A 14,301-nucleotide genomic window follows, 5' to 3' on the forward strand; every position below is an offset into this window, starting at 1 on the left:
TGTCCGTAAATGGCTGACGGGAGTTACGTTGCCGACACGTTGGCGTTCGCATGATTTCATCGCGCTGAGCTGGCTCCGGGTGTCACGTCCGGTGACCCTCGCCCTGACTGCGTTGCTGGTGCTGGGCGGGCTGGACAGCATCGACCACCAGGCCGCCGCAGCGGCACCCGCCAATCCGTCGGGGGTCGCGAATCCTCAAGCGCAGTCGGTCGCGGTGTCCGGCGTGTCAGGCCGCGCCCGGCCGGGGGTCGAGTCCGACAAGGCGGCGCTGGGGAAGGTGCCGGCGCCCGTGTGGCCGGTGGCCGGGTCGGCGGTGGTGCCGGTGAGCGGGACGGCGCAGGCACAGTCGAAGCAGCAGGGTGCCGTGGTGGCGCCTGGTGGGTTGCCGGTGACGGTCCGGGCCGGTGGCCCGGTCGCCGAGCCGCGCACGGCGGGGGAGCAGGCCGCGCAGAGCGTCGCTGCGACGGTGTCGCAGGTGCGGGTTTCGGTGCTCGGCCAGGACGTGGCCACGGCGTTGGGTGTCAAGGGTGTGGTGCTGACGGTGAACCGGGCGGACGGTGCCGCGCGGCCCGGGTCGGTGGGACTGGACGTGGACTATGCGGCGTTCGCTACGGGCTACGGCGGTGACTACGGCGGCCGGCTGCGGCTGGTGTCGCTGCCCGCGTGCGCGACGAGCACGCCGGCGTTGCCGGAATGTCAGGTGCAGACGCCGCTGAAGTCGTTGAACAACCCGGTGTCGAAGCGGGTGTCGTTCGACTCGGTGTCGCTGCCGGGTGACCCGGCAGCGGTGGCGGGCGGGTCGAAGTCCGCCGGCTCGGGGTCTGCGGGTGCGGTGCTGGCGCTGACGTCGGGCACGGCTTCGCAGGCGGGTGACTGGTCGAAGACGTCGTTGTCGCCGTCGGCGTCGTGGTCGCAGGGCGGCTCGTCGGGCGACTTCACCTATTCGGTGCCGTTGGCGGTGCCGCCGTCGCTGGGCGGTCCCACCCCGAATCTGCAGCTGCAGTACAGCTCGGGCGGCCTGGACGGCAAGACGGTGGCGACGAACGCGCAGGCGTCGTGGGTCGGTGACGGCTGGGACCTCGACCTCGGCTACATCGAGCGGTCGTACCGGGGTTGTTCCGACGACGGCAACGCGACCGGCGACCTGTGCTGGACGTCGGCGAACGGCGACAACGAGCCGATCTCGATCGTGATGGACGGCGTGTCCGGGCAGCTGGTGCGGGACAACGCCACCGGTGAGTACAAGTCGGCGGTCCACACCGGGTGGAGCTTCAAGAAGTACACCGGTGCGGTCAACTACGACAACGACGGCGAGTTCTGGCAGGTGATGTCGCCGGACGGGACGCAGTACTTCTTCGGTCACGGCGGCGCCTACAGCGCGACGGCGGCGCAGACGTACTCCACGGGGATCGTTCCGGTGTACGGCAACAACAGCGGGGAGCCGTGCTACAAGACGGCGGCACAGGGCGGGTATGCGGCGTCGTCGTGTGCGCAGGCGTACCGGTGGAACCTGGACTACGTCGTGGACCCGCGTGGCAACAGCGAGACGATCTTCTACCAGAAGACCACCGCGAAGTACGGCCACAACAACAACAACGGTGTCGCGGACTACGACGTCAACGTCTACCCCGTGCGGATCGAGTACGGCACCCGGCAAGGTTCGGAGGGTGCGGCTGGTAAGCCGGCGCCGATGCGGGTCGACTTCGGGCTCGAGTCGCGGTGCAACGATGTCGGCACCTGTTCGATCGACGTGCCGTGGGACCAGTACTGTGTGGCGTCGTCGTGTCCGAACCTGACCAGCCCGGCGCATTTCATGCAGTGGGCCCTGGCCTCGGTCACCACGAAGGTGTTGACGGATCCGGCCACCGCCACCTACCAGGACGTCGACAAGTGGACCCTTGACCACGACTTCCTCAACCCCGGCGACGCCAGCCCGGCGGCGTTGTGGCTGGAAGGGTTGCAGCACACCGGGTACAAGGGCGGCACGGCGCTGTCGACGCCGCCGATGGCCTTCGGTGGCGGGGCGTTGGACAACCGCGTCGACTACAACCTTCCCGCCGGTGTGCTGAAGTTGCGCCGGTTCCGGCTCAGCAGCATCGAGAACGGCACCGGTGGTCTGCTGACGGTGTACTACGCGGGACAGGACTGCAGCCCGACGAGCATCCCCGAGGGCAGCGCGAACAACAACATCTACCGATGTTTCCCGCAGTACTGGGCCCCGGAGGGCGGTGCGGCAGGGTTCGGCTGGTTCCACAAGTACGTGGTCACCGCCGTGCAGCAGTCGGACCTGGCGGACGCGACCGCGCCGCCGGTGCTGACCAGCTACAGCTACAGCCTCACGCACTCCTCGACGAACGTGCTGTGGGGGCACGACCCGTCCGAGACGTCGCCGCTGTCGCGGCGGTCGTGGTCGGACTGGCGCGGCTACACCGACGTCACCACCACGACCGGACCGGTCGGCGGCACGCAGACGGTGTCCTCGGCGCTGTACTACCGCGGGCTGCACGGTGACCGGGCCAGCGCCACCGGCGGCGCCCGGACAGTCACCGTCACCGACTCGCAAGGCACCACGACCGACGTCAACGTGCTGCGCGGGAAGCTGCGGGAGGACACGTCGTTCCGGCCCGGTGGGCTGGCGTACTCCTCGACGCTGCACTCCTACGGTTACGGCACGGTCGCGATGCGAGACCTGGCGTACGGGATGGGAAATCTGGTCGCGAACAACTTCGCCGAGACCGAGACCCGCACCCGCACCCACATCACCACCCCGGCCGGGGTCGAGGGTTGGCGGTGGACGAAGACCACCACCACGACCGACAGCTACACGCTGCCCACCCAAATCCGTGACTGGGGCGACGAGGCCGACCCGAATGACGACCGCTGCACCGATATCACCTACGCCGACCGCAGCGTCGACCCGGCCAACGGCCGCTACCACGTCAACTACCAGCGCACGAACACTCAGACCACCTGCACGATCGTCGACGGCAACGACTTTCTGGCCGGGACGTTCTACTACTACGACGGCAACACCACCGGCACCGGCGCGGTTGGCCAAGGCCTCGTCACCAGGGTCGACTCGATGAACGGGACGACCGGGACGAACGGGACGTCTCCGCAGTGGCAGAACACCACGAACACCGGCTACGACGCCTACGGCCGGGTCGTGTGGACCCGTGACCCGATGAACGACAACGCGCACAAGACCACCATGCAGTACACCCCGGCGACGGACGCTCCGGTCATCACGACGGTGACCACGAACCCGCTCGGCCACGTCACGACCGTGACGTCGGACGGTGCTCGCGGCGTCCCGGTCACGGTGAAGGACGCCAACAACAAGACCACCACCGCGGTGTACGACCCGCTGGGCCGGCTCACCGACGTGTGGCTGAACCGCGCCGCCACCGGTGCTGCGGACCTTCACTACGCCTACACGCTCTACTCGGGCGCAGGGACGACCAGCTCGATCACCACGACCAAGCTGGGCCCGAACGGCAACGGGATCACCAGCTACGACCTGTACGACGGCAACCTGCGGCAACGGCAGCAACAGCGGCCAGCCCCGCAGGCCAACGGCGGACGGATCGTCACTGACACCCAGTACGACGGGCGCGAGCTCGTGGCCAAGACGACCACTTTTTGGAACTCGAGCGCCCCGGCCGCCACGATCGCCGGGTTCGCCGACACCGACTCGGGTGTCAAGAACCAGCACCGGTACACGTACGACAGCCTGGAGCGGCAGACGACCGATGCGCTGTACTCCGTCAACACGCTGAAGTGGCAGACCACCACCGCCTACGACGGGAACTTCACCACCGTCACTCCTCCCGCCGGCGGCACCCCCACCACGACGTACGTCAACGGCCGCGGCAAGACCACCGAACTGCGCCAGTACCTCGGCGGCGCACCCACCGGCAGCTACCACGCCACCGCCTATACCTACGATCGCCTCGACCGGCTACGGACCACCACCGACCAGTCCAGCAACACCTGGACCACCAGCTACAACCGGCTCGGCCGGGTCGACTCGGCGACGGACCCGGACAAGGGCACGACCAGCGTCAGCTACGACCTGGGCGGCCGGCCGACCACGGTCACCGACGCGCGCCCCGGGTCCAGCACGACCATCAAGTACGACGAGCTCGGCCGTAAGACGGGCTTGTATGACGGGGTCGGTACGACCGGGTTCAAGCGGGCGTCGTGGACGTACGACACGCTGGCCAAGGGCCAGCTGACCTCGTCGACCCGGTACGTCGGTTCCGATGCGTTCACCAGCACCGTCACCGGCTACGACAACGGCTACCGCCCGCTGGGCGTCACGACGGTGATCCCGTCGAGCCTGACCATGCCGTGGCTGCCGAACGGCTCGTACACCACGTCGATGACGTACAACGTCGACGGGTCAGCCGCCACGCTGACGTACCCGGCGGCGGGCGGCCTGACCGCGGAGACGTTGACCAGCACCTACGACAACTCCGGCAACGCGCTGACGCTGAGCGGCCTGGAAACCTACGTGGCCGGGACGACCTATCAGGCGTTCGGCCCGGTGTACCAGCAGGTCCTCGGCTCGGGTTCGAAGCGGGTCCGGCAGACGACCGTCATTGACGAGGCGACCGGTCGGCTCACCAGTGCCAAGACCGAGACCGAGAACTCCGCCAGCCCCAACACGTGGGCGGAGCGGCTGACCGAAGGTTACGGCTACGACGCCGCCGGCAACGTCAAGAACATCAGCGAGACCCTCGGTGGGTCGGTCGTGTCCAACCAGTGCTTCGGCTACGACGCGCTGCGTGAGCTGACCGAGGCGTGGACGACGACCGCCGCGACCTGTCAGGCGAACCCGTCCACGGCCGTGGTCGGCGGGCCCGACCCTTACTGGACGAGCTACCAGTACGCCACCGGCACCAGCAACTACAACAGCGGCAACCGCACCCAGGAGATCCGCCACGCCATCGGCGGCGGCACCGACACCACCCGCACCTACACCTACCCGACCACCGGTAAGCGGCACACGCTCACCAGCGTGACCGCCACGGGCGGCGGCACCGGCACCGACAGCTACACCTACGACGCCGCCGGCAACACGCTCACCCGCAACATCACCAGCAAGCCGGGCCAGACCCTGACGTGGGACAACGAGGGCCACCTCGCCACGGTCACCGACAGCACCGGCTCCAGCAGCTACATCTACGACGCCGACGGCACCCGCCTCGTCGCCAAGGACCCCGGCGGGGCGACGGTGTACCTGCCCGGCTACGAGCTGCGTAAGGTCGGCAGCACCGTTACCTGCACCCGCGACTACGGCGTCGCCAGCCGCACCCCGGCCGGCCTCACCTGGATCGCTGCGGACCACCACGGCAGCGGACAACTCGCCATCGACGCGGTCAGCCAGACCGCCACCCGGCGCAAGACCGACCCGTTCGGCAGCCCCCGCGGCACCGACCCCACCTGGCCCAACACCAGAGGTTTCGTCGGCGGCACCCGGGACGCGACCGGACTGACCCACATCGGCGCCCGCGAGTACGAACCACTGACCGGCCGATTCATCTCCGACGACCCGATCACCGACTACAACGACCCGCTCCAGATCAACGGCTACATGTACGCCGCCGCAAACCCCGTCACCAACAGCGACCCGACCGGCCTGCGCACCTGCTCCGGCCCGGAGGACTGCGGCCAAGGTCTCGGAGGTACCAAGGAGGACTACTCGCACGGCAACCCCTTCTGGGGCAGCGGCGTGGACAAGAAGCACTCAGCCAAGAACAAGAAGATCTGCGGCGGCAACGGCAACTGCTGGCGCGGCAAGCCGCAGAAGTCGAAGCCGGGCCTGTCGGTGCAGCAGCAGAACTGCGCCGGTATGAGCGCCCGCGCCTGCGAGGCGTACACCGAGAGGGAGGCCCAGTTCCGGGCGGAGCACCAGAAGCCCAAGCTTTCTGCGGCAGCTGGCACCGTGCATGGTGCCGACGACTCGAAGTGGAGCTTCGGCGTGTGCTCTGGCGCCTCCGGCGCGTTCGGGGGCGGGTACGGTCATACTGAATGCGTTGGTTTCGACCAGGACGGCGTCGGTACCTTCCAGACAACGGGGTGGAGCGTGGGACCGAACGTCGGCTTCTTGGCCGGCGGTGGGGGCTTCGTCTCCAACGGCGACATTCATGATCAGGCTGGCCCGTTCCGTACCGGTGAGGCCAGCGGCGGTGCGGATGTTGCCGCGAGCGTCGAGATCGCGTCCGGAACCGGAGCGGACGGCCAGCAGGTGCACACACTGACCGCACTGGGCGGTGTCGGTCTCGGTGCCGGTGCTGCCGTCGGGCAATCGAACACGAAGATCACCTCGTACCACACCTGGTACGAAATCTTCCACCCGAAGAAGTTCTGGTAGCCGTGACACGGCGGTCAGCAGGACGGAGCAGCGATGGGATCACCGGCGTATGAGCCGTTCCGCCGAATGCGGGCGTCGGCGGCGTATCGGGTCTTCATCACGGGGATCGAGGTGCTGCTGGTCGTCGTGGCGGTCCGTGGCCTGGTGTGGCTGCTCGACGTGCTGCACGCACCTCGAGCGGTTATCGTTCCCCTCGACGTGGCCAGCACCGTCGTCTGGTTTCCCGCGGTCTTGACAACCGCCGTGTCGATGGTCGTCCTCGTCGGCATCGGCAGACGATGGGGTAGTCCAAGCGGTATCAGCATTTCCGGACAGCTCGAGTTCACACTGATGGTTCTCGACGACCTTCGCCATCCCTTCAGCTGGCCGAGCCGACCATACATCCGCTGGTGACCCGACCCCCGACGACCGTCCCGTGCGGGCGGTCGTCGGGGGAGCCTGCGGCCGATCGACCGCGGGCGTGCACGGGATCAGGGCACGGCGAACCCACCCGTCTTGGCGGTGAAGGTGACCGGGACGGACATGAAGTCGCGGACGCCGGTGCCGGGCGCATGCGGGCGTAGTACAGGCGGACGTCGCGGCCGGAGCTCTGGTCGCCGCCGTCGCCGATGAGGGGCGGGGTACCAGATCCGGTCGTACGGCGGTGCCGGGGCGAGCAGGAGGACCGGTGGGGTCCAGTTGAGCAGGCCGACGCCGCTCAGCCGGAAGACCCGCATCAGCCCGGTTCGGCACCACCGACGGGGTGCCGACCGACGCCGTGAACGGGCCGGCGTCGACCACGGCGGCGCGGGCCGCGGGCGGCGCGACGAGCAGGGCGCCGAGCCCGATCAGGACGGCCCGTACCCCGCGCGGTGACGTTGTCGAACGTGGCGGCGGCGTTGAACGTGCGCACGCCGGTCAGCCCGGTGCCGAAGGTGCGGTCGGTGACGGTCAGCTTCGGGCTGATCGACAGTCTGCCGGAGGCAGTGACCGCCTGGCCACCCTGCTCACCTGGGCCAAGCGCAGGGCTGATGGTGAACCGGCCGCCTACCTGCGCATTGAGCCGTTCTTAGGCGGCGCTTGAGCGGCCGTGGCCAGGCTGTCGGCCATGAAAATCTTCCGGCGCCGCTTCGGCGCGTTGCTCACAGCGGCGTTGGCCGCCACGACCGGTGCCAGGCGGATCTCCACCGAGGGAACTTTACATTGACGAGCGCCGTGCCACCGGCCCTTCCGGGCGCACGGCGCGAAGGTTTGACGCGGTCGGCGGCCGGCCCGGCGGCGTACCACCGTCTGCTCGAAGCCCTGCCGGCGCCGGGCCACGGGCGTGGATCGGTGGCGCAGCGTGCAGTCCTATCTGCGCCGGCACGCGGTCCAGCACGACGTCGACGCCGGGCTCCTCGACGACCTGCTGTCCGACGGTGGATTGCTGGTCAACGCCGACCCCGCGAACGCCACGGCCGTGCTCCAGGCAGGAACGTTCCACACGCCAGACCTGCGACGCACAGGGCGGCCTGTCATGCGGCGGTGGGTGCGGGCCGTCAACTTCTTGCGCACAGTTTGCCCACCGGGCCGGTCGTACGGTCACCGCGCTGCACCGACGCGTGGACCGTACCGAAGGAGAACCCGATGACCGTGCCTGATCCGGTGGCAGGCGATGCACCGCCGTTCTGGTTCCTCGGCGGACAGGCACGCATCGTCGTGCCGGGCGCCGTGACGGGACGGGCGATGAGCGTGCTGGAGTTCCGGGACCCCGGCGGGCAGGCGCCGCCGCTGCATGTGCACGACGCCGAGGAGGAAGTGTGGGTCGTCCTCGACGGGGAGATCAGCTTCTTCGTCGGTGACCGGTGGCTGGATCTCGGTGCCGGGCAGATCGCCCACGGGCCGCGGGGAGTGCCGCACAGCTACGTGGTGCGCTCGCCGCAGGCCCGGATGGCCGTCGTCTACTCGCCGTCCGGGATCGAGGAGTGGTTCGCCGCCAACGTTACCCCGGTGTCCACTGTGGACGAGGTGTCGCCGGCGTTCGACATCGGCGCGATCGTCGCCTCCGCGGCGGCGTTCCGCCTCACCGTGGTCGGGCCGCCGCCGGACGGGACCGCTGCGCACCCGACGCTTGCCAGCTGACATGCCGAACCACGCAGGAGACGAAATGACGACTGAACACCAGACGAGCCGTCGCACGGTCCTCGGGCTGCTGAGCGCCGCGGCCGTGCCCACCGCGGCCCTGATGCTGCCGGGCGGTGCGCACGCGGCACCCGCCGGCGCGGGAGGGCTGCCGGACTACCTGCCGATCCCCAGCGGCTCGGCCGGGCCCGAGCTCAACGCCGACGGATACCATGTCGGGCGGATCAAGGACGAGCTGTACTGGGTCACCGACGGCTTCTACCAGGCGATGCTGCTGAGCACCCGCGAAGGCGTCGTGCTCGTGGACGCCCCGCCGACCATCGGCCACAACCTGCTGCGGGCGGTCCAGGACGTGACGAGGGCGAACGGGCGGCCCGGACGGGTCACGCACCTGGTCTACTCCCACTCCCACGCCGACCACATCGGCGCCGCCGTGCTGTTCGGCCGGCGGGTCGAGCGCGTCGCGCACGTGGAGACGAAACGGCTGTTGCGGGCCGCGGGTGACCCGAACCGGCCGCTGCCGACGGTCACGTTCGAGGACCGGCACGTGCTGCGCGTCGGCGGTGAACGGCTGGAGCTGGCGTACCACGGGCCCAACCACTCACCGGACAACATCTTCGTCCACGCGCCGGCCCACGCCACGCTCATGGTCGTGGACGTGCTCTACCCGGGATGGGTGCCGTTCAAGAACCTCGCCGTGTCACAGGACATCCCGGGCTGGACGGACGCGCAGCGCAGAGCGATGCAGTACCCGTGGACCACGCTCGTCGGCGGTCACCTCGGCAGGCTCGGCACCCGCGCCGACGGTGACCTGCAACGCCAGTACGTCATCGACCTGGAGGCGAGCGCCCGGGCCACGCTGGCCGCTCTCGACCCCGCGCCGTTCTTCGGCAAGTACCTGCCGGCCGGCAACGCGTGGGCGATCTTCAAGACCTACCTCGAGGAGGCCGCGCGGCGCACCGCCGAGCCCGTCGCGGCCAAGTACGCCGGGGTGCTGGCCGCGGCCGACGTGTTCACCGTCGACAACGCCTTCGCCATGCTCGAGTCGTTGCGCATCGACGCCGGCGTGCTCGGACCCTTCAGCATCCGCCCCTGATCCGCCCCGAGCGAGGAGATCACCATGCCGTTCTTCACCGTCGGCACCGAGAACAGCGCCGACATCGACCTGTACTACGAGGACCACGGCGCCGGACGCCCGGTCGTGCTGATCCACGGATACCCGCTGGACGGCGGCTCCTGGGAGCGGCAGGTCCCGGCGCTGCTGGACGCCGGACACCGGGTCATCACCTACGACCGGCGCGGGTTCGGCCGATCCGGGCGCCCGACCACAGGCTACGACTACGACACCTTCGCCGCCGACCTGCACGCCCTCATGACGCGGCTCGACCTGCGCGACGCCGTCCTGGTCGGCTTCTCCATGGGCACCGGCGAGGTCGGCCGGTACCTCGGCACGTACGGCTCCGAACGGGTCGGCGCCGCCGCGTTCATCGCAGCGCTCGAACCGTTCCTGCTGCGCACCGACGACAACCCGGCCGGCGTCGACGGCGCCGTGTTCGCCGGCATCCTCGAGGCCGTCACCAGGGACCGGTACGCCTACTTCACCGACTTCTACAACGACTTCTACAACGTCGACGAGAACCTCGGCACCCGGTTGAGCAGCCAGGCCGTCAACGCCAGCTGGGTGGTGGCCGCGGGCGCGTCGGCCTACGCGTCGGTCGCCGCGGTCCCGACCTGGACGACCGACTTCCGCGCCGACATCGCCAGGATCGACGTCCCGGCCCTGATCGTGCACGGCACCGCGGACCGCATCCTGCCGATCGACGCGACCGCCCGCCCGTTCCGGCGCCTGCTGCCGCAGGCGTCCTACGTGGAGATCGAGGGCGCACCGCACGGCCTGCTGTGGACCCACGCCGAGGAGGTCAACGCCGCACTCCTGACCTTCCTCAAGCAGTGACCCGGCAGTGACCACGGTCATCGAGTCGGCGGCCCGAGCCACCACCTGACGCCGCAACCACCTCCACAGGAAACGGACAATCATGCGTCTGAACTTCCGGTCGCGGGTCGCCGCGGCCGTCGCCATCGGCCTCGTCCTCATCCTCACCCCACTGCGGTCGGTGGCCGCACCGGGCGGGCATCCGCACGAGGAACCGCGGCTCCCGGCCGGGTTCACCGAACAGCAGGTGCAGGCCGGCCCGGTCCGGATCAACTACGTGCGTGGCGGGCGCGGCCCGACGCTGGTGCTGCTGCACGGGTTCCCGGAGACCTGGTTCACGTGGCGCAAGGTCATGCCCGAGCTCGCGAAGCACTACACGGTCATCGCCCCGGACCTGCCCGGCGCCGGCCGCAGCGACGCCCCCGCCGGCGGCTACGACAAGAAGAGCATGGCCGCGGTGGTGCACGCCCTGCTCGGCCGGCTCGGCCTCGACCGCGACATCCGGCTCGTCGGCCACGACATCGGCACCATGGTCGCCTACGCCTACGCCGCCGCGCACCCGGCCGACGTGCGCAAGCTCGCGCTCAGCGAGGCACCGCTCCCGGACCAGTCGATCTACGACTTCGCGGCGCTGACCAAGGACGGCCCCGGCGCGTGGAACTTCGGCTTCTTCAGCCTCACCAACGGCCTTCCGGAGCAGCTCGTCGACGGCCGGGAGGCGCTGTGGGTGCAGCTGTTCACCGACTCGCTGGAGGTCCGCAAGGACGGCGTCGGGCCGGTGGAGGTCCGGGAGTTCGCCTCGTACCTGCGCGACGATGCGCACCTGCGGGCCAGCTTCGAGTGGTTCCGGGCGTTCCCGCAGGACATCGCCGACAACGAGGTGTACGGGCGGACGAAGCTGACGATGCCGGTCCTCGCCATCGGCGCCCGGGGCAGCCTGCGTGAGCTGGTGGCCGAGCAGGTCGAGCGGTACGCCACCGATGTCACCGGCACCGTGGTGGAGGGCTCCGGCCACTGGCTCTACGAGGAGCGGCCCGCCGAGATGACGAGGCTGCTCATCGACTTCCTGCGCTGAGTCCGCCGGCCAGCTGGTCCAGCCTCGGCTGGACCAGCTCCGGCTGCGGGGACTGCAGACCTTGCAGGATGCGCAGCGCCACCCGCCAGACGAGCCCCGCGGCGTCGGCGTCACCGGCGTCGTGGTGCACGTCGCCCAGCCTGATCAGCGACGCGGCCTCCTGACACGAGTCGCCCTCCCTGGCGTACAGCTCGACCGCCCGCCGGTAGTGACGGACCGCCTGCGGGTGGTCGTGCAGGCCGTGGTGGATGGCGCCGAGACTGTCCAGGCATGCCGCCTCGCCGTGCCGGTCGCCCAGCTCGCGGAACAGCGCCAGCGCCTGCTCGCAGCGCGGCTCGCCGAGGCGGGGCTGACCGAGCCTGGTGTACGCGAACCCGATCTCGTTGAGCGCCTTGGCCAGCCCGAGCCGGTGCCCGGCGGCCCGGTACAGCTTCTCGGCCCGCTGGCAGTGCAGCAGCAGCCGGTCGTACCGGCCGCCGACCTGGTACGAGTAGCCGATGCCACGCTCGACGTGGGCCTGGCAGGCGAGGTCACCGAGGGCGACGTAGCCGTCCAGGGCGGCGGCGAAATGGGTGCGCGCCTCCTCCGGACACCCCGCCCCGGTCAGCGCGTGACCGAGGTCGCGGTGCGCGTCGGCGAGGACCGCCGGGTCGGCCAGGCGCCGTGCCGCGGCGAGCGCGGTCCTGCGGTTGGCGACCAGATCGTGCACATGCCCCTGGCGGCGCTGGAACGTGTCCAGCGTCCACGCCAGCTGCCACGTGAGCTCGTCCGCCCCGGCGGCGGCGAGGCGGGCGACGAACGCCTGCAGCGCCCGGTATTCCGCGGTGAGCCAGGACAGAGCGCGGTCCTGGTCGGCGAGCGGCTCGACGGTCGTGCCCGGCCCGGGTGCGGTGAGGACGATCGGTTCCCGCCCCGGCGCCAGCAGCAGCGCGGCCCGGTGCGCGGTGTGGAGGTAGTGCTCCACCAGCCGGGCACCGGCGGCACCGCGTTCCGCGTCGGGCTCGACGGTGTGGACGAGGTCCGCGGCGTACGCCCGGACCAGGTCGTGAAAGGCGAACCGGGCCGGGGTGTGCTCGGTGACGAGGCCGGTGCGGACCAGCTCGCCGAGCTGCGGCCTGACCCGTCCCGGCGCGAGACCGGCGAGGCTCGCCGCGGCGAGGACCGGCACGTCCGCGCCGGGGTGCAGGCCGAGCAGCCGGAACAGTCGTGCCGCGTCGGCGTTGAGCGCACGGTACGACCAGGAGAACACCGTCCGGACGTCGCTGTCCGGGTCGCCGGTGGTGAGCGTGTCCAGCCGGCCGCTCTCGTCGCGCAGCTCCGCGGCCAGGACCCCCATCGGCAGGTGCGGGTCCGTGGCAGCGCGGGCGGCGACGATGGCCAGGGCGAGCGGCAGCCCGGCGCACCGGCCCACGATCTCGTCGACGGCCCGCGGGTCGGCGGCGACCCGTGCGGCGCCGAGCCGGTGCACCAGCAGCTGGCGGCCTTCGTCGGGCGGGAACAGGCCGAGCGGGATCGGGGTGGCGCCGTCGGAGGCGATGAGCCCGGCGAGCCGGTCGCGGCTCGTCACCAGCACGAGGCAGCCGGCCGTGCCGGGCAGCAACGGGCGGACCTGGGCGGTGTCGCGGGCATTGTCGAGCAGCACCAGCATGCGCCGGCCGGCCAGTTCGCTGCGGTACAGGGCGGCGCGGGCGTCGAGGCTCGCCGGGATCCGGTGCGGCTGGACGCCGAGTGCCTCCAGGAATCGGGCCAGGGCCTCGGACGGGTCCATCACCTGCCCGGTGGGGGAGAAGCCGTGCAGGTCGACGTACAGCTGGCCGTCGGGGTAGCGGCCGGCGACCCGGTGCGCCCAGTGCACCGCAAGGGTGGTCTTGCCGATGCCGGCCATGCCACTGATCGAGCCGATCACGACCGAGGCCGGGGATGCGTCGCCGGGCAGCAGGGCCAGGGCGGCGGCCAGTTCGGCGCGGCGGCCGGTGAATGTGGCCGGGTCCAGTGGCAGCTGGGCGACCCGCGGGGTCACCGGCACGGTCGGCGCCGGCACGGCTGACGGGTCCGGCGCGGTCGGGCGCAGGACGCGGTCGCGTGCGGCGGCCACCTCGGCACCGGGGTCGAGGCCGAGGTCGTCGCGCAGACGGGCCCGGACGGTGTCGTAGCGGCGCAGCGCCGCCGCCTGCTGGCCGGTCGCGGCGAGCAGCAGCATGAGTCGTGCCTGCAACGCCTCGTCCAGCGGGGCCCGGTCGGCGGCGGCCTCCACGGCCCGCAGCACCACCGCCGGTGCCCCCGCGGCGAGCGCAGCGTCGGCCGCTTCACGGGCCGTGGCCTCGTACTCCCGGTCCAGTGCGGCGAAGACCGGCAGCCCGCGGATCTCCGCGGCGACGGTGCCGGCCACGGGCCCCTGCCACAGGTCCAGCGCCTGCCCGAACAGCGCCACCCGGGACCCCGCGTCGCCGTCGGCTCTGGCCTGCGTCAGCAACCGCCGGAACCGCAGCAGGTCGACCGTGTCGGCGTCGCCGTCGAGCCGGTACCCGCCGCCGGCGCGGGTCAGCCAGCGGCCCGCGCTGCGGGTCGCCAGGTCCGGCTCCAGGGCCCGGCGGAGCATCCCGACGCTGCGGTGCACCGCGTTGACGGCCGAAGCCGGCGGGTCCTCGCCCCACAGGACGTCGACGATCTCCGTCAGCCCGACCGGCTGCCCGGCCCGGGCCAGCAGCACCGCGAGCACGGACCGCTGCTGGGGGGCGCCGAGGTCGACCTCTGCATCGGACCGCCAGACCCGGACCGGCCCCAGGACGGTGAACCACATGTTGGCCATGACCG

At 70.9% G+C, this 14,301-nt stretch carries 9 protein-coding genes; 6 read left to right on the forward strand and 3 right to left on the reverse strand.

All coding sequences use genetic code 11. From position 1 onward, the window contains the following. Positions 1 to 79 precede the first annotated feature (79 nt). Together ABD332_RS43690 and ABD332_RS43695 are read left to right on the forward strand one after the other, a co-directional pair. Positions 80 to 6,379 (forward strand): RHS repeat-associated core domain-containing protein, encoded by a 6,300-nt coding sequence (locus ABD332_RS43690; RefSeq protein ID WP_344510052.1) that lies wholly within the window; start codon positions 80 to 82, stop codon positions 6,377 to 6,379. 33 nt (positions 6,380 to 6,412) lie between these two features. Further along, entirely contained in the window at positions 6,413 to 6,772 is a 360-nt protein-coding gene (locus ABD332_RS43695; protein ID WP_344510054.1) for a hypothetical protein, read from the forward strand. A 77-nt stretch (positions 6,773 to 6,849) separates the two neighbouring features. On the opposite strand, the gene ABD332_RS43700 is transcribed toward ABD332_RS43695, so the two are convergent. Next, a complete protein-coding gene (locus ABD332_RS43700; RefSeq protein WP_344510055.1) occupies positions 6,850 to 7,095 on the reverse strand; it encodes a hypothetical protein in 246 nt (81 codons plus the stop codon). A gap of 310 nt (positions 7,096 to 7,405) precedes the next feature. Beyond that, positions 7,406 to 7,546: a hypothetical protein gene (locus ABD332_RS43705; protein WP_344510057.1), complete on the reverse strand. Its 141-nt coding sequence runs from the start codon at positions 7,544 to 7,546 to the stop codon at positions 7,406 to 7,408. Positions 7,547 to 7,984: 438 nt separating this feature from the next. Here ABD332_RS43705 and ABD332_RS43710 point away from each other — a divergent pair, with 438 nt between their 5' ends. From ABD332_RS43710 to ABD332_RS43725, 4 genes are all read left to right on the forward strand, one after another. Then, positions 7,985 to 8,479: a cupin domain-containing protein gene (locus tag ABD332_RS43710; RefSeq protein WP_344510059.1), complete on the forward strand. Its 495-nt coding sequence runs from the start codon at positions 7,985 to 7,987 to the stop codon at positions 8,477 to 8,479. A gap of 25 nt (positions 8,480 to 8,504) precedes the next feature. Further along, positions 8,505 to 9,575 (forward strand): MBL fold metallo-hydrolase, encoded by a 1,071-nt coding sequence (locus tag ABD332_RS43715; RefSeq protein ID WP_344510061.1) that lies wholly within the window; start codon positions 8,505 to 8,507, stop codon positions 9,573 to 9,575. Positions 9,576 to 9,599: 24 nt separating this feature from the next. Next, the gene (locus ABD332_RS43720) at positions 9,600 to 10,433 is read left to right on the forward strand and encodes an alpha/beta fold hydrolase (protein ID WP_344510063.1); all 834 of its coding nucleotides are present in this window, start codon (positions 9,600 to 9,602) and stop codon (positions 10,431 to 10,433) included. An 82-nt stretch (positions 10,434 to 10,515) separates the two neighbouring features. Next, positions 10,516 to 11,487, forward strand: a complete 972-nt coding sequence (locus tag ABD332_RS43725; protein WP_344510066.1) for an alpha/beta fold hydrolase — start codon at positions 10,516 to 10,518, stop codon at positions 11,485 to 11,487. Here the strand turns inward: ABD332_RS43725 and ABD332_RS43730 are convergent. Beyond that, a complete protein-coding gene (locus tag ABD332_RS43730) occupies positions 11,468 to 14,296 on the reverse strand; it encodes an AfsR/SARP family transcriptional regulator (protein ID WP_344510068.1) in 2,829 nt (942 codons plus the stop codon). The two genes, ABD332_RS43725 and ABD332_RS43730, sit on opposite strands and share 20 nt — an antisense overlap. Between the last annotated feature and the right edge of the window lie 5 nt (positions 14,297 to 14,301).

Source organism: Dactylosporangium maewongense (genome assembly GCF_039531485.1).
Taxonomy (GTDB): Bacteria; Actinomycetota; Actinomycetes; order Mycobacteriales; family Micromonosporaceae; genus Dactylosporangium; species Dactylosporangium maewongense.

Bases quoted from the DNA above. Each gene is read 5' to 3' on its own strand.
- ABD332_RS43695 (WP_344510054.1), top strand. From the start codon at position 6,413: ATGGGATCACCGGCGTATGAGCCGTTCCGCCGAATGCGGGCGTCGGCG.
- ABD332_RS43700 (WP_344510055.1), bottom strand. From the start codon at position 7,095: ATGCGGGTCTTCCGGCTGAGCGGCGTCGGCCTGCTCAACTGGACCCCA.
- ABD332_RS43710 (WP_344510059.1), top strand. From the start codon at position 7,985: ATGACCGTGCCTGATCCGGTGGCAGGCGATGCACCGCCGTTCTGGTTC.
- ABD332_RS43715 (WP_344510061.1), top strand. From the start codon at position 8,505: ATGACGACTGAACACCAGACGAGCCGTCGCACGGTCCTCGGGCTGCTG.
- ABD332_RS43720 (WP_344510063.1), top strand. From the start codon at position 9,600: ATGCCGTTCTTCACCGTCGGCACCGAGAACAGCGCCGACATCGACCTG.
- ABD332_RS43725 (WP_344510066.1), top strand. From the start codon at position 10,516: ATGCGTCTGAACTTCCGGTCGCGGGTCGCCGCGGCCGTCGCCATCGGC.
- ABD332_RS43730 (WP_344510068.1), bottom strand. From the start codon at position 14,296: ATGGCCAACATGTGGTTCACCGTCCTGGGGCCGGTCCGGGTCTGGCGG.